Origin of the sequence: Xenorhabdus sp. PB30.3, assembly GCF_963895965.1 — a bacterium.
GTDB classification, from domain to species: domain Bacteria; phylum Pseudomonadota; class Gammaproteobacteria; order Enterobacterales; family Enterobacteriaceae; genus Xenorhabdus; species Xenorhabdus stockiae.
Window position 1 is genome coordinate 26,451 of record NZ_CAWQMW010000155.1, and the last position, 17,134, is coordinate 43,584.

The 17,134-nt window shown below is 47.6% G+C and carries 28 protein-coding genes; 3 read left to right on the forward strand and 25 right to left on the reverse strand.

What is annotated here, in order from left to right; genetic code table 11:
- Nucleotides 1-112: 112 nt before the first annotated feature.
- From AACX38_RS15160 to AACX38_RS15255, 20 genes are all read right to left on the reverse strand, one after another.
- Nucleotides 113-331 (reverse strand): hypothetical protein, encoded by a 219-nt coding sequence (locus AACX38_RS15160; RefSeq protein ID WP_228863074.1) that lies wholly within the window; start codon nt 329-331, stop codon nt 113-115.
- A gap of 47 nt (nt 332-378) precedes the next feature.
- Complete coding sequence (locus tag AACX38_RS20800; protein WP_370630592.1) at nt 379-552, reverse strand: hypothetical protein; 174 nt, start codon at nt 550-552, stop codon at nt 379-381.
- 43 nt (nt 553-595) lie between these two features.
- Nucleotides 596-1,228, reverse strand: coding sequence for a hypothetical protein (locus tag AACX38_RS15170; RefSeq protein ID WP_228863075.1), 633 nt, complete (start codon nt 1,226-1,228; stop codon nt 596-598).
- A 235-nt stretch (nt 1,229-1,463) separates the two neighbouring features.
- On the reverse strand, nt 1,464-1,865 hold the full coding sequence (locus tag AACX38_RS15175) for an HVO_A0114 family putative DNA-binding protein (protein ID WP_228863076.1): 402 nt from the start codon (nt 1,863-1,865) through the stop codon (nt 1,464-1,466).
- On the reverse strand, nt 1,862-2,236 hold the full coding sequence (locus tag AACX38_RS15180) for a toxin-antitoxin system TumE family protein (RefSeq protein WP_228863077.1): 375 nt from the start codon (nt 2,234-2,236) through the stop codon (nt 1,862-1,864). Before AACX38_RS15180 ends, AACX38_RS15175 begins: the two co-directional genes overlap by 4 nt.
- A gap of 90 nt (nt 2,237-2,326) precedes the next feature.
- A complete protein-coding gene (locus AACX38_RS15185; RefSeq protein ID WP_228863078.1) occupies nt 2,327-2,893 on the reverse strand; it encodes a phage antirepressor N-terminal domain-containing protein in 567 nt (188 codons plus the stop codon).
- Nucleotides 2,894-3,190: 297 nt separating this feature from the next.
- On the reverse strand, nt 3,191-3,877 hold the full coding sequence (locus tag AACX38_RS15190; protein WP_228863079.1) for a DUF6246 family protein: 687 nt from the start codon (nt 3,875-3,877) through the stop codon (nt 3,191-3,193).
- A gap of 64 nt (nt 3,878-3,941) precedes the next feature.
- Nucleotides 3,942-4,460 (reverse strand): hypothetical protein, encoded by a 519-nt coding sequence (locus AACX38_RS15195; RefSeq protein WP_228863080.1) that lies wholly within the window; start codon nt 4,458-4,460, stop codon nt 3,942-3,944.
- A gap of 47 nt (nt 4,461-4,507) precedes the next feature.
- Entirely contained in the window at nt 4,508-4,879 is a 372-nt protein-coding gene (locus tag AACX38_RS15200) for a phage tail termination protein (protein ID WP_228863081.1), read from the reverse strand.
- Nucleotides 4,879-5,247: an HK97 gp10 family phage protein gene (locus AACX38_RS15205; RefSeq protein ID WP_228863082.1), complete on the reverse strand. Its 369-nt coding sequence runs from the start codon at nt 5,245-5,247 to the stop codon at nt 4,879-4,881. Before AACX38_RS15205 ends, AACX38_RS15200 begins: the two co-directional genes overlap by 1 nt.
- Nucleotide 5,248: 1 nt before the next feature.
- The gene (locus AACX38_RS15210) at nt 5,249-5,596 is read right to left on the reverse strand and encodes a hypothetical protein (RefSeq protein WP_228863083.1); all 348 of its coding nucleotides are present in this window, start codon (nt 5,594-5,596) and stop codon (nt 5,249-5,251) included.
- Nucleotides 5,597-5,598: 2 nt separating this feature from the next.
- Nucleotides 5,599-5,967: a DUF7370 family protein gene (locus AACX38_RS15215; protein WP_228863084.1), complete on the reverse strand. Its 369-nt coding sequence runs from the start codon at nt 5,965-5,967 to the stop codon at nt 5,599-5,601.
- Nucleotides 5,945-6,196 (reverse strand): hypothetical protein, encoded by a 252-nt coding sequence (locus tag AACX38_RS15220; RefSeq protein WP_099125756.1) that lies wholly within the window; start codon nt 6,194-6,196, stop codon nt 5,945-5,947. Before AACX38_RS15220 ends, AACX38_RS15215 begins: the two co-directional genes overlap by 23 nt.
- Before the next feature lie 9 nt (nt 6,197-6,205).
- A complete protein-coding gene (locus AACX38_RS15225; RefSeq protein ID WP_228863085.1) occupies nt 6,206-7,297 on the reverse strand; it encodes a major capsid protein in 1,092 nt (363 codons plus the stop codon).
- An 11-nt stretch (nt 7,298-7,308) separates the two neighbouring features.
- Nucleotides 7,309-7,737 (reverse strand): hypothetical protein, encoded by a 429-nt coding sequence (locus AACX38_RS15230; protein WP_228863086.1) that lies wholly within the window; start codon nt 7,735-7,737, stop codon nt 7,309-7,311.
- 5 nt (nt 7,738-7,742) lie between these two features.
- Nucleotides 7,743-9,116, reverse strand: coding sequence for a DUF2213 domain-containing protein (locus AACX38_RS15235; RefSeq protein ID WP_228863087.1), 1,374 nt, complete (start codon nt 9,114-9,116; stop codon nt 7,743-7,745).
- Between the two features lie 20 nt (nt 9,117-9,136).
- Entirely contained in the window at nt 9,137-10,105 is a 969-nt protein-coding gene (locus tag AACX38_RS15240; protein WP_228863088.1) for a phage minor head protein, read from the reverse strand.
- Nucleotides 10,062-11,489: an anti-CBASS protein Acb1 family protein gene (locus tag AACX38_RS15245; protein ID WP_228863089.1), complete on the reverse strand. Its 1,428-nt coding sequence runs from the start codon at nt 11,487-11,489 to the stop codon at nt 10,062-10,064. Before AACX38_RS15245 ends, AACX38_RS15240 begins: the two co-directional genes overlap by 44 nt.
- Nucleotides 11,490-11,501: 12 nt before the next feature.
- Nucleotides 11,502-12,974: a terminase gene (locus AACX38_RS15250; protein WP_228863090.1), complete on the reverse strand. Its 1,473-nt coding sequence runs from the start codon at nt 12,972-12,974 to the stop codon at nt 11,502-11,504.
- Nucleotide 12,975: 1 nt separating this feature from the next.
- Nucleotides 12,976-13,575 (reverse strand): hypothetical protein, encoded by a 600-nt coding sequence (locus tag AACX38_RS15255; protein ID WP_228863091.1) that lies wholly within the window; start codon nt 13,573-13,575, stop codon nt 12,976-12,978.
- A gap of 176 nt (nt 13,576-13,751) precedes the next feature.
- Between AACX38_RS15255 and AACX38_RS15260 the strand changes: the two genes are divergently transcribed.
- Nucleotides 13,752-14,093, forward strand: a complete 342-nt coding sequence (locus AACX38_RS15260) for a hypothetical protein (protein ID WP_228863092.1) — start codon at nt 13,752-13,754, stop codon at nt 14,091-14,093.
- A 251-nt stretch (nt 14,094-14,344) separates the two neighbouring features.
- Here AACX38_RS15260 and AACX38_RS15265 read toward each other — a convergent pair whose 3' ends face one another.
- Nucleotides 14,345-14,875 carry a Rha family transcriptional regulator gene (locus AACX38_RS15265; RefSeq protein ID WP_228863093.1) on the reverse strand — a complete coding sequence of 177 codons (531 nt, stop codon included), beginning with the start codon at nt 14,873-14,875 and terminating at the stop codon, nt 14,345-14,347.
- 133 nt (nt 14,876-15,008) lie between these two features.
- On the opposite strand from AACX38_RS15265, the gene AACX38_RS15270 reads away from it, so the two are divergent.
- Complete coding sequence (locus AACX38_RS15270) at nt 15,009-15,167, forward strand: hypothetical protein (protein WP_228863094.1); 159 nt, start codon at nt 15,009-15,011, stop codon at nt 15,165-15,167.
- Nucleotides 15,168-15,317: 150 nt separating this feature from the next.
- On the opposite strand, the gene AACX38_RS15275 is transcribed toward AACX38_RS15270, so the two are convergent.
- The 3 genes from AACX38_RS15275 to AACX38_RS15285 are packed head-to-tail and all read right to left on the reverse strand — an operon-like array spanning nt 15,318 to nt 16,558.
- Entirely contained in the window at nt 15,318-15,878 is a 561-nt protein-coding gene (locus tag AACX38_RS15275) for a lysis protein (RefSeq protein WP_228863095.1), read from the reverse strand.
- Nucleotides 15,844-16,245 (reverse strand): structural protein, encoded by a 402-nt coding sequence (locus AACX38_RS15280; protein ID WP_228863096.1) that lies wholly within the window; start codon nt 16,243-16,245, stop codon nt 15,844-15,846. The genes AACX38_RS15275 and AACX38_RS15280 overlap by 35 nt, the downstream gene beginning before the upstream one ends.
- The gene (locus tag AACX38_RS15285) at nt 16,226-16,558 is read right to left on the reverse strand and encodes a phage holin, lambda family (RefSeq protein ID WP_228863147.1); all 333 of its coding nucleotides are present in this window, start codon (nt 16,556-16,558) and stop codon (nt 16,226-16,228) included. The genes AACX38_RS15280 and AACX38_RS15285 overlap by 20 nt, the downstream gene beginning before the upstream one ends.
- A 160-nt stretch (nt 16,559-16,718) precedes the next feature.
- Here AACX38_RS15285 and AACX38_RS15290 point away from each other — a divergent pair, with 160 nt between their 5' ends.
- Nucleotides 16,719-16,946 carry a hypothetical protein gene (locus AACX38_RS15290; RefSeq protein ID WP_228863097.1) on the forward strand — a complete coding sequence of 76 codons (228 nt, stop codon included), beginning with the start codon at nt 16,719-16,721 and terminating at the stop codon, nt 16,944-16,946.
- A gap of 5 nt (nt 16,947-16,951) precedes the next feature.
- Here AACX38_RS15290 and AACX38_RS15295 read toward each other — a convergent pair whose 3' ends face one another.
- Nucleotides 16,952-17,101, reverse strand: coding sequence for a hypothetical protein (locus AACX38_RS15295; RefSeq protein ID WP_339385689.1), 150 nt, complete (start codon nt 17,099-17,101; stop codon nt 16,952-16,954).
- Between the last annotated feature and the right edge of the window lie 33 nt (nt 17,102-17,134).

Sequence of the window (17,134 nt, forward strand, 5' to 3'; positions counted from 1 at the left end):
GCACAAAAATAAAGATATTGCCTTCTACTCCTCTGAAATAATCAAAGATTTAACTCAATCAAAAACGGCTAGGTAGTAGAAACAGAAAACCCGCCGAAGCGGGTTAGTGTACTTAATCTGTATATTTGGCTCTATCACGAGTTTCCTTGATGCCCATACCGAATACATCACGGCTATTCCCACACATCCAGCAGGAGCATAAGCAAGGCGTTACATAGCAAATACCTGCCGATACCTTACCTGAATCTCCGGCAGCATTATGATATTGCTGACGCTTTGCTTTTAAGCGATACATATGATGTCGTCTGACAGAACGATTTCTTACTTCCATAAATGAACCCTCGTAATTGTTGCGCGACCGCATGGTTATGCAGCCGCTTAATCGGGAGTTCTGAATGAGTTGTTTTTTTCATAATAGGTTGCTTGATGGCTAATGCTGTTTATTTTCACTACTTCAACAGCCGCTTCACGCGAGGGAACCTGTTTACCTTCAATGATTTCATTCATCTGGATCATGCTTTCAGTGAGTCTGGAAAATAAATTTTTATCCATTGTTGCACCTACTTTAAGCACGAAAAAACCGTTCAGTGACGGGTTAATTATTCGGTAGTACTATTTTCGATATGATGGCTAATCGATGCGGGTGATGCTCTTCACTTCCCCATAACCAAGATTGGTAGTCACCAACTTCATCTTGATTAACTATTTGCCTGACTTCACCACTCATCACATCATAACCGTAGACATATAGCTTGTATTCCAGCGCTTCATACATCCTACCTTGCCAGAATGACATTCCTTCATGCGTCTGATTAACATCAGAAATTATCACGTCATAACTTTTAATCAGGTAATGGAAAAATACTTTTGAAGCGAAACCGTTAAGCGCTCCATTATGCTTAGGTTTCTTTGTGCGCCAAAGTAGTACTTGAGATACAGGCCTGCACTTCAACTCTACATCATCAGTTATTATGACTTTGTTGTAATAAACGACTTCATGTGTAACGTCACACAATAAAGCTAACTCAAAATGAGGCTTATTTATATTCAATCGCTTATCGACCCTAATAAGCCGATAGCCTGGAGGTAGAATTAATTCATCGACGTCTTTTACGATCTCATGAGCCAGTGGAGCAAGAGCATCATACAGATCACTATTGCGCTTAGACTCATTCAGGTGACTGAAGTCAGCAGCAATTTTATCTATATTTTTAAGATGCAATGGCATTTAGCCTCCCAACCCAAAGATTCAAACTCAGCCCATAGATAAATATAACTGAGGTAATATTAGACTCTTTGAACCGAGGGTTCAACAACCTAGGCTGTGTTTTATTTGTTCCATTTATGGTTAAAATGTATCAATATGATGCCGTATATATGGAGCGAACAATGAATATTAAGCCCATCAAAACAGTTCCATAAACAAAAACCCGCACTAGGCGGGCTGGGAAGGTTATGTAACATCAGGCGGCTTCTTTACCTCTTGAACCTGTCTTCACGATCCTATCTGTGACTTCCTGTTCAATTTTGATCTCAAAATCGGTAAATAAAGCTATTGGCTTTACATTCTTTCCACTTTTTTCCAGTCGAACAAAGCCGTGCCTGTTTAACGTTTTTAGCGTAGCCGATAAGTTACTAAGCTTTCTACCTGAAAGATCGGCCAGTTCAGTCATTGTTTCCGGTTTTTGTTCGTCCATCATTCGAAGTAACGCGATATTATTTTCACTCAGCACTTGCGCCAGAGCGATCATAGAGGTGAACCAGATTTTAGGCTCTCCAGATTTAGGCTTATATTCGCCTTTAGCTATTGCTAATACACGCTTACGAATCAGTTCTTCATTCATTACGCCGATGAGTGCTTTCATTTTGCTACCCCCCTGGATTCTCTCTCAGCAATAACCTCATCAATCTTTGAGAAAAAGTCCTCAATTAACTGATAAGGTGATGCAAACTCGTATGGAACCCCTTTATCATGCGGATTTCTATGCATGTGATCGTAAACTATGCGGCCTTTGTACTTTCCTTTCTTTGGTGCAGAAATAGCATGTGCATTATCCATACCAAACACTCTGGTGTTATGCCTGTCATGCAATGTAAGGCTGTATCTAATCCCATGAGGGATTGCCTTAGACTTATTCACCATCCATGCTTTTATTTCCCACCAGTAGCCATCATCCCTATTCACTCTCTGGCCATGAAGGTCTAATAAGACCTCTAACCCATGCTCATAGTCCACGATCAAAGCCTCACTATTATTATGAACTAATCATAAGTATAATTCTTGCTTTTTGCAAGCTGGGTGGCTAACACACTTCTTGGTATAAAATTAAGCCCTGTGTATTGGCAGTGGTATCATTTTTTCGATGCTATATCCATATTTCCTAGCAACTCCGCTCACAATGCCTTCTGGAGTATTCGCTCCTCCTATAAAAATGTTCGTTTTCTTGAGATGATGATCATAAACTTCCAGCTTAATGAGATACCTACAGCTAGGCGGCTGAGGCTTTACCTGTTCTTTCCTTTTTGCTTCATTCACAACCCAGTAAACCTGAAGTACATCATTGCACTCTTCCTGATACCAGATAACATTATCCCTGATAGCCACTTTCACTTTATTGGGGTTGATCATGGCTAACCAGCCAGCAAGTTCATCAAGTGCAAGGCAGCTCATTGTTCGCAGACCCTGCTTAGTCAGTATCGGGATTTTCTCTACACCGGCCTGAATACGTGTTTTCAGCTTTGTGCACTGCGAGGCCCAGCTCAGCCCCATTCCTTCAACAATCGGCTTCATGGGGACATATGGCTCACCGTTGTAATTCACGATAAAGAGATCTGCGCCATAAAATGGAACGTTGATGATTGGACTGCTTTCCTTAACTGTTACAATGCTCACGTCTGGGTTCCTAATTAATACTGGACAATTCAGAGGCCCCTGACTACGGCTATAGTTAGGGGCTTCGTCATTTCGATAGGACACTATTAATTGCGTGATTGTCACATTTTGTAAAGAAAGTTCACTTTAAATTGGGATACACCTCGAATAATCAACTATTTGTACACAAATAGTAGGTATTTACCGATTATTATCACTAAAAACCGTTAATAAGTTAGCGAATTCTATCAAAAACCCGTCATTCGCCTTTCAATAATAATTATTTTTCAAGGCGTTATAGGTTATAGCTCTTTTTGATTATTTCATACTCACCAGTCTGCGTTTACCACTGAGCAGATCACGGGTACGTTTATCATCCGCCGCAATCACGGCATCGTATTCTTCACGGGTAAAGCCTTTTTCTTCCGGGAACTTGGCTTTCAGCATCATCTGGAACTCCGTCATGGTTAACCGTTCCGCTTCCTCACGCGACATACCAAAATGCGTCCGCGCTGCATTGATATATTCCATCGCGTTAAATTGGTCAGAATAGGCCTCCGTGCCTTCATGGCGCTGGAGTTTTCGCAGCTTCACTTTGCCTATTACACCGTGGGTGATCAGCTCTTTGGCAATCGGGATGATGTCCTTAACCGGCATACTGCCCGGACGATACACCATACCTTTTTGTCCGGGTCGCCACTCACCGATGAGCGCATCAATCTCTTCTTCACAGCACGCCTGTATCACGGACATCGCTGTGGACAACACCGGGCGACCAAATACCGGTTTTCCCATCAGTGTGATTAACCAGTCAGGGAGTGTGCCGTAAGCCAGCATTGCCCGTTGAATGAGTGCCTGTGCCTTTGCGCCGTTCAGCACCGTATAGGCTTCCACGATTTGTCGGGGTGTACCCAGACGGGTCATGGCAGCGAATGAGGGACTGAGTGAAAAATCTTTTTTCTCTGTGGAGATCACCATCTCCCCGATTTCAAGCATGGGTGTCATAAAGCCTCCTGAATATGATCAAGGGCACTGCATCAGTACCCTTTGTAATATCAAGGAACGACGGTTATCCCGCTTTGGGGAGTTTTACCGGCACTTCTTCAATCAGCCAGTCCACCGAGTCAGCATCACTGACCTTTAACTCACCGGAATAGGTGGCAATCTCATTCGCACCGAACTGAGATGACCAGGAGGTGAACACCATATAGCCCTGTAGCACGAAAGCATGATCGCCGGTGAAATCCATCTGCACCCAATAGGCGGGCTGGCGACCGGCCTGCACTTCTTGCGGGATCTCCTTCAACAGACGCAAGGGGCCAAAATCGTCTTTTTTATCCTGTTTACGGTACTCGCCGTCAAAGCTGATGGTTAAGTCCATACTGGTGACGACACTTTCGACCAGCCCTTTTGAATCATCGGCTTCAGAAGTCAGGGTATTGGGTGACAGATCGAAGGATTTGGTGGTCAGCGCCCCAAGTCGTAAAAAATCAGATTGTTTCGGTGCGGTGTCAGGGCACCCTTTAGCAATACGAATAATGGCATGACGACCAATCAGTTTATTGGTCTCTACCGGGCAATTAGCCATGTGAATAACCTCTTATAATAAAAAAAAGGCCGCGCAAGGCGACCTGATTAGGATATACAACGAAAGAGTAGTCGGATGACATACCGGTTCTCTTGGGTAGGAATAGGGGGGGTCAGGCCGCCGAGATTAAAGACGCCGTTCAGACAATCATCATCGGGATGAGTCGCGACATAATTCAGAATGTCCTGTGCACGCCGGATAACGGGCTGAGGATTATTCTGCCCACTCACCAGAATGACCTGCACATTATCATCCGCCCCTAAATCATCCAGCCGACCGGTTCCCCCGGCAGGCTGAAAGACCATATATGGGGCCTGACCGCCATCCCCTTTTTGTTCAATCCAGTTCAGCATCTGGATTTTAAAACCGTCAATCAACCCTGCTTTTGCCAGATACTGGCGGAATTGTTCAAAGATCATCAGAGTTTCAGCTCCTGTGCGACCGCGTTATCTATCTCTTTTCGCATCTCATCAAAGCCCAATTTAAGAAACGCCTTCTTCGCAGTGGCCCGGCGAAAATCCTGCTTCACAGCCGGATCATGGACATAGACGGCATAGTTTGCCGAATAACCCACACGCCCTGTGAGCCGTGTACCCTCAAAGCGCACATCACGAAACTGGGAGTTAATCAGCGTGGCAGTATCAATCGGGGTATACAGTGCGGCCTGTGTACTGCCGATATACAGTGCCTTATACACAGCCCGAACAACTTTGCGCCCCCGGATATCACCAATCAGGGCATTGAGCCGGGATTGGGCTTCACGGATCCCCGTGACTTTGACGCCCATATCAGACGCCTGTTACTAAGATATAATCATCGGCAAGGCGCTCGAAGGTGTCGGCATCAAACGTGACATATTTAATGGCACTGGCCCCGGCTGCAATCGGGTCTGGCTGGGAAGATTCCCCAATCAGGATATAATCCCCGATGGAGGCATCCGCAAACTCCGTCCAGAAGGTGTTTTTGGCAATCAGTTCAGTCCCAACACTGGATAGCTTGCTGGCGAGTCCGCCCTGATAATCACACATGATGATTTTCGGCACGTCATAACCGAGCGGGCTTCCGTACTCATCATTGCCCAACAGCTTCCAGAAGGTACAAGGGGCGGTATACGCCCAGTTAGCAATACTGCTCATCCTCACCCCACCACATCAAAGAAGCCAACCGATTGACTCTCCAGCGGCAAGCCAAACAAACAACCGGACGTATCCCACGTTCTCATCTGTTTAAGCAGATAATCCGTGCCGGATGAGTCATAAGCAAATGAGCGGGACGCGCCCGACGACGCACTTTGTGAGGCAATTTTTCTGGCCCCGGACAGCGAGGCCAGACGCACAGTGGCATAGATAAGCAGTAACTTTTGTAGTTGTTCAGCATAGCCCTGCGCCGCCATGCATTCGGCGGTTTCATTGACCTGATTCAACAGCAATTCAAGCACCGAATCAGGCAGAGTAAACCCCAGCTCGGCGCTCATCGGCTTGATATCATTCAGCGTTATCGTCACCATCGGGTTTATCCTTCTTCCCTTTACCTTTGGGTGGTTTTTCTGGGTCAGACTCAGGAGGATTGTGGGGTGTAGCCACTTCAAACACCCGGTCTTCAAGCAATTCGACCAACCCAATCTGCGCCCAACGCTGCGCCGTAGCCTGATCCACCTCGACCATATCACTCACCGCCAGATTCTGGAGACTGGCCCCCGAAAACAGATTACCCGCAATCACTTTCACCCGTGCCATAATTGCTCCTTACCCTTTCGCAAACAAGATGCCGTGTTTGTTGTTGATATCGGTCTTGACCATCAGACCAGCCGCACCCCATGTGCGCCACACATAGTCAGAGTTGTAGTGTGGACGCGGATCCGCGACCGTACCGAACGCCTGCCCCACGATAGGGGCAATCACCCCCGCGCCCAGCGGCACGACCATGATTTCATTGCCTTTCAGCTCAAAATCTTCTTTGATGGCTTTGATGCCGGTCAGCTTCTGTACTTCTTCCAGTACGGTACGGGTCGAATTCACATCAAAGTAAATTTTCTCCCAGTGAGACAGAATGTTACCGGAGACATACCACGTCTGTTCGGCGTACATGTTGTTTTTCAGGCGCAAAGTGTCACGCAGGGCAATGGCCCCTTCGCGGATAGATTTTGCCTCGGCTTGGGTAAAGTCGATATTCATGCCACCTGCACCCAGATCCACCATGCCAACGCGCTCATCGGCTTTCAGGCCCTTCCACGTCTTGCCGTCAAACTGAATGTAGTTGCCCTCTTCATCACGGAAGCCGTTAAAGACGTAATCCATGTACTGACGACGCACATTCTCAACCGAACCGCGTTGCGCATCGGCCAGTGAGGCCAGTGCTGAACCTTTGTTGAAAATCGGGTCACGCCACTGGAATTTGAAGCCAGAATCATGGATAGGCACCATCGTGCCATCAAAGGAATAGGTACGCGCATCCAGTGCTGCACCAATCTGACCGCTCATGGAGGTATGTGCCCAGCCCTTACCACCGGTACGGGCGTACTCATACACCGACTCTTCCAGACGCACCGAACGGGACAGCGGCATCAGGTCGTTCAGCAGGGTGAATTCGGTGTTCGGCTCAAACTCAGCCAGTACCGTCTGGTCATAGGTGCGGTACAGGCGGCGAATATCGTCGATAGCATTGACTGCATCCAGTGTTGGCGTGTTAGCCGCATCCCCTCGCCAGCGGGTACGGGCAACGAAATCAGCCACGGCCTGCGCCGAAGCATTACGGGCCGCTTCGAGTTCACGGAACTGCATTTGGTTGACGTCAAGGTTTCCGGTTTCGGTGGCCTTTTTAGTTGAAAATACCAGCATTCATTCTCTCCTTATTTAAAAACCACGCGGACCAGATCGCCTGCTTTTGCTGTAATGGTGTCTTCTTCGATATAGGCAAAGGCGGCAATGCCTTCACCTGCCGTTGTGATCTGGCCTTCTGCGACGGCCACGGCCTGCCCCTTTTTGTAGGTTCCGGCAGTTGCCCGGAGATTCAGGAACATGCCCGCCATCGGCTGCATACTCACGACCACTTCGCCTGCGTTAATGGGATCATCCACCGTCTGGCAGCGCAGATAGTCGATATTGGCGACATACAGCAAGGCAGCTTCTTTGCCGTCCGCTGAGGCATGGAATTTACCTTTTTCAAAATAACCAATGGTGCCAGGCAGCGTATCGACGGCTGCCGCCCCTTCTCTGTTCAGCATCGGGTTAGGGAATAAACCGCCCGCATGAATAACGCGTTTTCCATTTTTTGCCATGTTGATTACTCCGGCATTGAGGTGAAGGATTCAGTCGGGGTGTGGGTAAAGGCGGAGTTCAGTCCCATTGAGAACTGACACTGGGCATACAGGCCATCGAGGGCTGCGCCATCCAGTGCGTTAACCGCCAGATCATCCAGACCGAATTTGGCTTTGACTGCCGCACGTTTGTCGGCTTTTTCTTTGTCCGCATTGGCGGTCAGACCAGACTCAATCGCAGTGAGTTTCTCCACAAAAGGTTTAAACCATTCCGGGGGCTGAGCCGCGTTATTGGCGGCCTGCCTCGCCTTCTCATCTTCTTCTTTCTTTTGGCTATCCTGCGCCTGCTTTTCTTTCTCTTTAAGCGCGTTATAAGCAAACAGCAGTTCCTCGTCGGATTTACCGTCCGTGGCTTGGTTTGCCGCTTTCAGCGCATTGATAATCATGTCTTTCATCGGGTTATGTTCCTTATTGGTTTTGACTGCTTCGTATTCCGTGGGTTTGCGTACCACTTCCACAGGCTCACCCACGAATTCGGCGGTGCCGTCATCGTTCATGAGGTATTTTTGCTGGTAGGTTTTACCGGTGTGGTAATAGATAAATTTGTCCGGCCAGACTGTTTCCGGGTAAGGCCAGTCATCCTCGGTGTCGATGGCTTTTAACTTCGCTCTCAGGGCAGCATAAATGTCGTCGAAAGAGAAATTGGCGGCATTGCTGAAGAAGAACTTCGTCTTATCAATCAGCCTCTCCTGAGTGCAATTGGCGGCATCAGACAGATTGACCCGTTCAACTTCAAGGTGCTCACCGTCCGCGTTGACAAACATCCCCACGCCTTCTTCCGGTGTCGCTGCCCCCGGCTCACTGGCAGGAAGGACGGCGATATGGTCAAAGTGCATATTCCGGGCAATCCAGCTATACGCCTTGCCTTTTGACTTGCCTTTATTCTGTTCTCGCTGGAGCAGTAATCCGGTGGACACATGGATAGGATCGGTACTGTTCCCGGCGATAATGTCATCCACACGGGATAAGAATTCCTTTCCCTTATCAGAGGATTCGGCAAATCGCCGGTTAACCTTCACATCCATCATCACCCGGTCACCGTCTTTGCGGACATTCTCCGCCCAGGCACCGATATGAAACTGATTTACCGCACGGGGCATATCAGCCGAAATATACTGACCGTCAATGTTGGGATGGCCGTAAGGCACCTGTTTCCCCTCCATTGACTGATAGCTTTTGTTAATCTCACTGGCGGGATATAACCCTCCGTTCATCACCACATCATCCACGACAGGCACCACGCCACGAATGACGATATGCACATCCCCATCAAGGGTCTCTGTTGCGATATTGGCGGAGTTTAAGGCCAGTGACTTAATATGAATTCCAAAGGATCCCATGCTGTCACCTTGTTGAATGGTTACTGAGATAAGTTGCCCGACCAGCTTTGGCGCTCTTCGTCCAGTCGCGCGGTCAGACCGGTGTTATGCAGTTTGTCATCATCGTCCAGCACCACAGGCTGTTGCGCACAGTAGCAGCGGTAGCGATTACCATTTTTGGCGTAGAATTCCTCGACTTCCTGTTTGGTGTAGAGCTTCCCGTGCCGGACTGCATGCCATTGGCGAGTGGTCGGTTTTAAGGCTGATAACCACAGCAGCCGGGTATTTAACCCTAACCGCTCTCTGGCCCATGCCATTTCGTTCCAGTTGGCTTGCCGCAATGCGCCAACCTGCTCTGTCTGGGCGATGTTTTTCGCCCGGCTCATCGACACATCAAGGCGTTTGCTGATAATCCTCGCTGTTTCTCTGGGATTAATCCCTCGCGCAATCGCCTCCGCAATCACATGAGACAAATCCGCCCTTGCCGCATCAGATAACCCTTTCCAGTCGCTGTAAGTGGCTACGAGCGCCACCGCCACCTGATTCTGATACGCAGGCATGGATAACAAAGCCGACAGTGTGGTTTGCTGGGCATAGACAGCGGACTGCGCCGACAGATTGGTATACGCGTTTACAGTGCCACGCTGGTACGCCTGCGCCACATACTCGAAAGCCCAGAGCTGGTCCTGACCGCCTGCCAGCAGATACTCGTCCAGAATGGTCTGTATCTGCTCAAGCAATAAGGCCAGCTCTGTCGCTGACAGTTCATAGATAAAACTCCCCGCATTGACCTGATAGAGTGTGTTGCCATGCAGGGTATGCGATAACCCGGCATTGCTTACCTGCGCTCTACCGGTTAATTTCAGATCAAAGAGCTGTCTGAGGGTTTGTTTGATGCCGTAGTATCGCTGTTCGATATCCCGGAACATCTTGTTGACGGGGCGGTATGACTGAGTGGGGTCGCGTTTATTTCTCGGTATGATCGGGGTGCCGATTCGGTTTCTGCTCATCAGTCAGCGGATCTCCTGCTGCGCCCTGTGGCTCCGGCTCGTCGTCCAGTGGTTCCAGCTCACCTACAGTACGAATTTCATTGGCGGTGAATATCGGTGTACCAAATGCCTGCTGGGTTTTCAGGGCCGCTTCTGCCATCTTAATCATGTTGTCGATCTTCTCCTGCTCACTGGCGGCGAGCATGTCAGACCATGCAATAGTGACCTCGCCAGAACCGGGCGGTGTGATCACGCCAATCTCCCACAACCGTCGTAGCAACCGGGTAATATACTGGGTCAGAAATCCCCAGCGACGCCCATTCAGGCGCACTTTCCATGTGGTATCGTCTTTATCACCGGCTAACTTTCCGGTTTGTGTGCCGAATAGCACGGTAAATGGCACTTGCACCGAGGCGCAGAACTCGCGGGTCGTCACTTCCCATGTGGGGGTTGGGTCGCCCGGTGTGACTGACAAGACATTCAGCTTACCGGCCTGCATGACCGCAGCAGAATCCGTCCCCCGGTTGAGCTTACTGATTTTATCTTCCAGTGCGGCACCCAAATCGGGATAACCCGCCTTAATCGCTGCCGTAGTGATATCGTGTAAGTTTGTCTCTTTATCAAACTCCACACCAATCTGACGGGAAGCATTCTTCAGAAAACCTTCTGAGCTGCCACCGGACACCTTTTCAATATCCAGCAACTTGTTATAGCCTGCCCGCAGTAGCGGCGTACCGGAGAAGATATCGCCATCCTCCGCCCCTTCACACAAGATAATGACGCGGGAGGGATGGATCGCCAGTTGCTTGGCGGGCCCCTGAACATCAACCTGCCCCACCGGACGTTCATCAAAGTTAAACATCGTCGGTTGTCCGTAGTTGTCTGAGTTGATATCAGAATCCCATTCCGCCACGGTAAGCTGCGATTCCCAGACCGGGATCAGATTCACCAGTGCCTCCGTTTTTAAGCGGGACACCACCGCCGTATCAATCGGCTCATGCCATGCCTGATTGTCCTTCACCTGAATCAATAAGGCGGAGTAATGCCCAATCATGTTACGGCGATCAGCGTCCTTGATTTTCGCCCAGAACGGTTTGATTAGCTTGGTGACCTCCCTTTCCCATGCACTGGTGACGATGGATTCTTTCTGCTCCTCGCCCTCAATCAGAGTCGGGTTATCCTGCCAGCAGCCATCCAGCAGACGGTGCACCGCCGCATGCGCCACGGCATGACGTTCATAGGCGTTGTAATACTCACGAAAGGTGAGTCGTTCGGGATAGCCAAACTCTGCGTAGATATTGGTGCGTTTGGTATTGCCGCTGACACCGCCTGACACATACAGCCTCCGTTTAGCCAGCGTATCCGCCAGACTGTTGACCAGAAATTCTGTTTTGCTTTCACTCACGAAAGACGCTCCTTAAAAGAAAAAGGCACCGACTGCCTTACGGTTATTCTTAGCCACCGCAAAATAACGGAAGCTATCAGCCCCGTGTGACGTGAAGTCATGTAAGGGTTTATCTTTCCAGCAGCCGCGTTTGTCATCCCACTCTTTGCGGTAGCTTTCCAGATGGGAGATGCCTTCACTGCATTTCTCCTCGTCAAAGACACAATTAGGCAGTATTTCACGCACAGATTCGATACCGGTATCTACCGCCACTTTGGGTACGACCTTAAAGATAAGCGAATAACGCTGACCGTCGATTTCATACCCTTCCCGCGCCAGTTCCCGGCGTGATTTCGCATCTGCACCGAACTCCCGGTTATCGATATCATGGGGTCCCCAGTGTTCGCCGTAGGTGTAACCCTTATCTTTCAGCACCTTCATATAGTGCCGCAGCCCTTCACCTGAGTTCTCGTAGTAGTCGATAACGTGAAACTCTCCCCCGACTTCACGCACAAACCAGATCGCCGTGGAATCCCCGACACCGATATCCCAGAACGTATGAACAGGCAGATGGGAATTATCCGGTAATTTGCCAATGCGTTTGTTTTCATACAGCCAGCGGAACTGCTTGGCGTAATAAGCACCTTCAACCGATTGCTGGAAAGCTTCAGCGGGGATCGAGGGGTATTCCCGCTTCATGTCATCGCCCAGCGTTTTCTCTTTGGCGAGATACCATGCCTGCTGGCGTTCGGTCAGGGTGATGCCGTGCTTTATTCTCAGTTCAGCGAAGTAATCAGCCAATCGCTGTGGTGTGGGTTCTACCGGATCAATGGCATACAGTGGATTCTTCCACCATGAGAAGAAAAAGAATTTCCAGTCGAGGTTAGAGAGTCGTTTGCCTTGGATCAGGGCTTTCTCCGCTGTCTGGCAGTAGTCAAAGAAATAACCTGCCCGCCCTTCTGCCGTGCTTTCAATCGTGGTGAAACAATCCGTTGATACCGCCTCAAATGCCCCGGTGACAATCTCACGCGCTTTGTCGGGAAACTTGGCGCAAATCTTGCCGAACTCAGACACATGCAGATAACGTAATGTGCCGCCACGAAACGACGTGGAGACATACAGCGATCCCCCTTTTTGAAAGACCAGCTCTCCCGCCGCATCATTACTGGCCGGATTCGCCGCCTTAATCTCGTCGGGTAATCGGTCATAGGCATATTTGACCTTTTCCCGAAACAGGCGCTTGGCATCATTTAAGGTATGCGCAATCAGGGCGCATCGGGCGGATTCGAATAAGGCGGCATCCAGCTGAATAATGCAGACTTCGGTGGTAAACCCCAACTGACGGGCTTTGAGAATGATGTTACGGGTATGAATACCTTCGAAGTACTCCAACTGCTCTGGGGTCATGTTGAATCTGACCGGACGGCCTTCTTTGTTGGTTATCCAGTAGAGATTGTTGAGTCGCCAGAGCTTATCGCGCAGTAACGCTAAATGTGCCGGCTTCATGCTATCCCTTAGACAATTCGTCCATTAAATTCGAGAGCTGATCAACCGCTTTATTCGTCTGTATGTCATCCAGTCCGTAGGCCTGACGCTCCAATCCAACCAAATTCTTGAGTGTCTCGCTCAAGGCTTTCATTGACTTCACCCGTTCAGGCAGACTGATAATGGCGTGATAGAGTTCATTGAGCCTGTCTCGCCCGTTATCATCCGGTTCTTGCATCAGTTGCCCTAATTGCCTCAACGCATCGATATCGGCACATTCCGCACCCAGTTCATCAAACAGCGCATTGGCAATCTCTCTGGCTCGACGGATATCACCGCGATGCTCCATGCGAACCTTAGTAATCACCTCCGCAGAGGCTTCAATCAGTACGCGTTCAGAGAGTGTTATTTCATTGCGTACCTGATTGCGTACCTCTTCTTTGCGTACCATGTCATCAGAGCGGGATTTGACTTTTGCGGCTAAGTCCCTTGTCCATTCGTCACGCTTAGCTCTTTTGCGGATGGCCCCTTCTGATATGCCATGCTGAGAGGCAATTTCCCGGAGAGACAGCAAACCAGCCCGGTAAGCCGATTCGATAGCCTCCCAATCTGGTTTAGCCATTTTTGTTCCTTATTTAAATATCATTTAATGACAACCATCACAAATTTTAAACTTTTTTACTTAATAGATTGATTTATACCAAGGCTCCCACATGTAAGGTAAAGGAATATTAATCTCTCCGCGATTCCCAACATTGGCCAATTGGCCACCCAAAAAACTCAAAATTGGAGATTCAAATGTTTAAACCATTTTTATTAACTTACTCTGTAATATCTTCTTTTGGAATTCGTGATGCAGACGAGAAAGCGGCAGCTATCAGAAAAAAAATAGAAGCCACATTTTCACAAAATCCTTCAATCCAAGAGTCCGAAAAAATCAAAGATATTGAAACCGCTATCGTTGGTGAAATTGATGTAATTGGTAACGATTTATTAAAAAAAGAGGATTATGTTAAACTCATTATTACTAACATCTTTAAAGAAACCATGGAAGAAGCTAAAGCGACGAATAAACATGTAACTATCAACTGCATAATAATGGTTCAGGGTTTAAGAGAAGCCTTAGACTTTACGATATAATTAATAACATTCTGAGGGCAGTGATACATCTTAACTGCCCCACCCATCTGCCTCAAAACTGATACACATCCTACCAGCCACACCAAATGTGAATACTTTACAGAATTTTGTAAAATGGTCATTGGCTGAATTTTTAGCCGATGTTAATAAGTAAAAAGCTTTGCTGAGTGGTAAGCCAAACCGAGTACCTCGCCAACATCAGTCGCTTATCATGGCAAAGGATCGCATTTCAAATGCCACCCCTCGAACTATTAATCTCCGTGAAAAAGCAATTTTGGCTGTGTTAGGGATAAAATTTGCTCATACTCCAAGGCCAGCAACTTCTTCTCTTTCTTCCTCGCATTCATCAGCCTGCTCCCCATTCGTGCTTTGATTTCAGACTTAGCCACTTTCAAAGCATGGCGCTGTTGCGCCTCTTCACCAAGATATTTCCATCGATCTACTTGCTCCGCCATCCAGTTAAAGGCTCGTATGTAGTTCACTTTGATTTGCATTGCGGCTTTGCCCGTAAATCCCATTACAACCAACATGTAACCATCTTTAGTCAAGTTGAACATCGGCTGCACATCACCATTTTTATCAATGAAATCAGCCTCCTCAAAATTGAGGGCAGCAAAATCATCCGGGCATTCATCTCTAACCTGACGAATTTTTCTTAAAACGTTGTCATGCCGTTTGCCAAAATAGGACGCGATTTTAAGGCTCGTCGTGACCACCTTATCTTGTACGGCTGTTACCATTTCTTGGAAATCGAATGGAGGGATGACTATCACTTCTTTCATGGTTAGTTCCTTTTAGTGATAAACCTTGCGCTCAGGAATCACCAGCCCAAAGAGGGTTAACCAGACCACTACTGGTATTCCTCAAGGCTTATCCTGAAAGGTTCTTTGGTGTTTGTGCTTCGAGCGAGAAGCGGTGAAATTCAGATATAAAAAAGCCACCACGGATGTGATGGCTTGGGGTATTTCTTTAACCACTCAGGGAATGGGTAAAGAAATATTAGGTTTAGTTTCAAGTGTTAATCAATTGTTAAGTATTATTCGCTTGTTGTTGGGCAAAAGTGAGGGTTATTAAGCTTCATTGCGCTGCAAGTACACATGGAGAATTAATGAAGAAATACCTTCCTTTTTGCCTGTTAGTAGGTTTGGCTTTAACGCACTTATGCATGGGACTATTCCTTATAATATTATCTGAATGCGAGTAGGACGGTACTCCGCCGTCCTCTCACCTACACTGCGTCCTAACATACTCCTGCAATCCCAGAATTATTTGTTCTGAGGTGGCAATACGTTCTCTGAGTAACCAATAATTTCTGACAGCGGAGTCTGTAGGTCGGGCAGTGGTTGCATCATCCATGCCGGAGGTGGTATCGGTTTCAGGCATTGGACATTTGACTTTGATGTACACCCGCTCAGGATGAGCAAGAGAAGCAGTGTGCAGCCTGTCAATTTCAGTCTTGGCATTGGCGAGTTCCTGAGTGTGAATCTTGTCTAGTTCGGAAAGATGTTGGATACGCTCTTGCTGCTTATTTATCGCAGTGAGTTGCGCTTGATATTTCTCATTCAGCTCTGTGTAATCTTTAACTTTTTTCTGATACTGCCAGTAAGTTAAACTGAGCAGAGTAGATAGAAGAGCCAGCGTACCAATCATGAAAAGCTGGATGTTGAATTTCATAGCAACATTACCGCTAAGAAGAACCAGCACCAGCCGATCAATGCACATATCAAGGCAAACATTGAGTTTGAAATATTCATAACATCTCAAATGCCCGTATGAAAATATCATCGGAATAAGGTTGCCTGCCGTTCTCGTGTCGGATAATCGACTTAGCCAGTGCAATCAGTGTGGATCTGTTGATTTCAATTCTCTCGAACTGGTTAACATTAAGCGCCTTAGCAACACCATTAATGTAAGCCGTAGTATTGTTCTCATTGGAAGGTGCCCAGCGGTTGATCATCTTAGATATGCTGTTGTGCCCGCCCTTGTGATAATTACACAGCAACTTCATCAGTGCCCGAACGCCATATTCAGGAGACTCGAACCGGCAGAACCGCTTTTCAAGATTCAGATCATGCTGCAATTGACCTTGCCACTTATTCGCGGGATTGTGATCAATATTGCCGGGATTATTGTTACGAATGCCTCTCGTCATTATTGCCTCCCGCTTTCTTCTCCGCCGCCTTACGCAGCCATTGACCAATAAAGTCTGTCCCCAGATAACCAATCACTACACTACCGATGTAGGCCAAGTCAGGATTCAGACCAAACAGATTTAATACATCACGAATGAACCAAGCGAACATGGCACACATAAAGGCATCTATTGACACTTTTAACCAACCACCGCCTTGATAACGACCGCGAAGAAATGCCATTGTCCCGGCGAGGGCTGCCCCGATGCCTTGCTCTCTTATCGATATGAGCCAGTCACCGAGATGTACCCAAATATCAGGATTTTCTTTCATTTTCATATTCCACCCCATCAGAACAATGGGCGTCCGTGGGGTGAAATAGGTTCGCCCCTGTGAGAAATGTAATAAGTTAATAATTAAGGTATGCTACTGTATCAGCCGAGTATTAACTGACCGAAGTGATGGCTGAGTAGCTTCGGAGTGAGAATTTTAAATGTCTTATCAATCTATTGATTTAACAGCTTTAATCGTAAAAATTGAAGCGCTTGAATCAGCGTTGTCTATTACACTGGCTTGCTTGGATACAGCTATCCCATCAGTTAAAAATGATGTGATAGTCAATCTTCAACAATTTGCCGATCAACATCAAAACTCAACAGTAAAGCAAGTCTATACTGAGTTAGCCAACAGTATTAATAAGCTAAACGTGACCATAAAATAATTGTCTTAAGATTTACTAATTATTGCGTGTCTAATTACAGCTGAATCTGCTCTTAGAGCGTCAATATCACAGCTCACTGATTTTTGAATATCAGCGAGCTGTTTTTCCAACTCAACAACTTTTTTTTCCAGTTCTTCAATACGCTTTTCCACCATTCACCTCGCTAGTGAGTTAATAAGATGCCAGCC

Excerpts from the sequence above, each read along its gene's own strand:
- AACX38_RS15160 (WP_228863074.1), bottom strand. The coding sequence starts at position 331 with ATGGAAGTAAGAAATCGTTCTGTCAGACGACATCATATGTATCGCTTA.
- AACX38_RS20800 (WP_370630592.1), bottom strand. The coding sequence starts at position 552 with ATGGATAAAAATTTATTTTCCAGACTCACTGAAAGCATGATCCAGATG.
- AACX38_RS15170 (WP_228863075.1), bottom strand. The coding sequence starts at position 1,228 with ATGCCATTGCATCTTAAAAATATAGATAAAATTGCTGCTGACTTCAGT.
- AACX38_RS15175 (WP_228863076.1), bottom strand. The coding sequence starts at position 1,865 with ATGAAAGCACTCATCGGCGTAATGAATGAAGAACTGATTCGTAAGCGT.
- AACX38_RS15190 (WP_228863079.1), bottom strand. The coding sequence starts at position 3,877 with ATGACACCCATGCTTGAAATCGGGGAGATGGTGATCTCCACAGAGAAA.
- AACX38_RS15195 (WP_228863080.1), bottom strand. The coding sequence starts at position 4,460 with ATGGCTAATTGCCCGGTAGAGACCAATAAACTGATTGGTCGTCATGCC.
- AACX38_RS15200 (WP_228863081.1), bottom strand. The coding sequence starts at position 4,879 with ATGATCTTTGAACAATTCCGCCAGTATCTGGCAAAAGCAGGGTTGATT.
- AACX38_RS15205 (WP_228863082.1), bottom strand. The coding sequence starts at position 5,247 with ATGGGCGTCAAAGTCACGGGGATCCGTGAAGCCCAATCCCGGCTCAAT.
- AACX38_RS15210 (WP_228863083.1), bottom strand. The coding sequence starts at position 5,596 with ATGAGCAGTATTGCTAACTGGGCGTATACCGCCCCTTGTACCTTCTGG.
- AACX38_RS15215 (WP_228863084.1), bottom strand. The coding sequence starts at position 5,967 with ATGGTGACGATAACGCTGAATGATATCAAGCCGATGAGCGCCGAGCTG.
- AACX38_RS15220 (WP_099125756.1), bottom strand. The coding sequence starts at position 6,196 with ATGGCACGGGTGAAAGTGATTGCGGGTAATCTGTTTTCGGGGGCCAGT.
- AACX38_RS15225 (WP_228863085.1), bottom strand. The coding sequence starts at position 7,297 with ATGCTGGTATTTTCAACTAAAAAGGCCACCGAAACCGGAAACCTTGAC.
- AACX38_RS15230 (WP_228863086.1), bottom strand. The coding sequence starts at position 7,737 with ATGGCAAAAAATGGAAAACGCGTTATTCATGCGGGCGGTTTATTCCCT.
- AACX38_RS15235 (WP_228863087.1), bottom strand. The coding sequence starts at position 9,116 with ATGGGATCCTTTGGAATTCATATTAAGTCACTGGCCTTAAACTCCGCC.
- AACX38_RS15240 (WP_228863088.1), bottom strand. The coding sequence starts at position 10,105 with ATGAGCAGAAACCGAATCGGCACCCCGATCATACCGAGAAATAAACGC.
- AACX38_RS15250 (WP_228863090.1), bottom strand. The coding sequence starts at position 12,974 with ATGAAGCCGGCACATTTAGCGTTACTGCGCGATAAGCTCTGGCGACTC.
- AACX38_RS15255 (WP_228863091.1), bottom strand. The coding sequence starts at position 13,575 with ATGGCTAAACCAGATTGGGAGGCTATCGAATCGGCTTACCGGGCTGGT.
- AACX38_RS15260 (WP_228863092.1), top strand. The coding sequence starts at position 13,752 with ATGTTTAAACCATTTTTATTAACTTACTCTGTAATATCTTCTTTTGGA.
- AACX38_RS15265 (WP_228863093.1), bottom strand. The coding sequence starts at position 14,875 with ATGAAAGAAGTGATAGTCATCCCTCCATTCGATTTCCAAGAAATGGTA.
- AACX38_RS15275 (WP_228863095.1), bottom strand. The coding sequence starts at position 15,878 with ATGATATTTTCATACGGGCATTTGAGATGTTATGAATATTTCAAACTC.
- AACX38_RS15280 (WP_228863096.1), bottom strand. The coding sequence starts at position 16,245 with ATGACGAGAGGCATTCGTAACAATAATCCCGGCAATATTGATCACAAT.
- AACX38_RS15285 (WP_228863147.1), bottom strand. The coding sequence starts at position 16,558 with ATGAAAGAAAATCCTGATATTTGGGTACATCTCGGTGACTGGCTCATA.
- AACX38_RS15290 (WP_228863097.1), top strand. The coding sequence starts at position 16,719 with ATGTCTTATCAATCTATTGATTTAACAGCTTTAATCGTAAAAATTGAA.
- AACX38_RS15295 (WP_339385689.1), bottom strand. The coding sequence starts at position 17,101 with ATGGTGGAAAAGCGTATTGAAGAACTGGAAAAAAAAGTTGTTGAGTTG.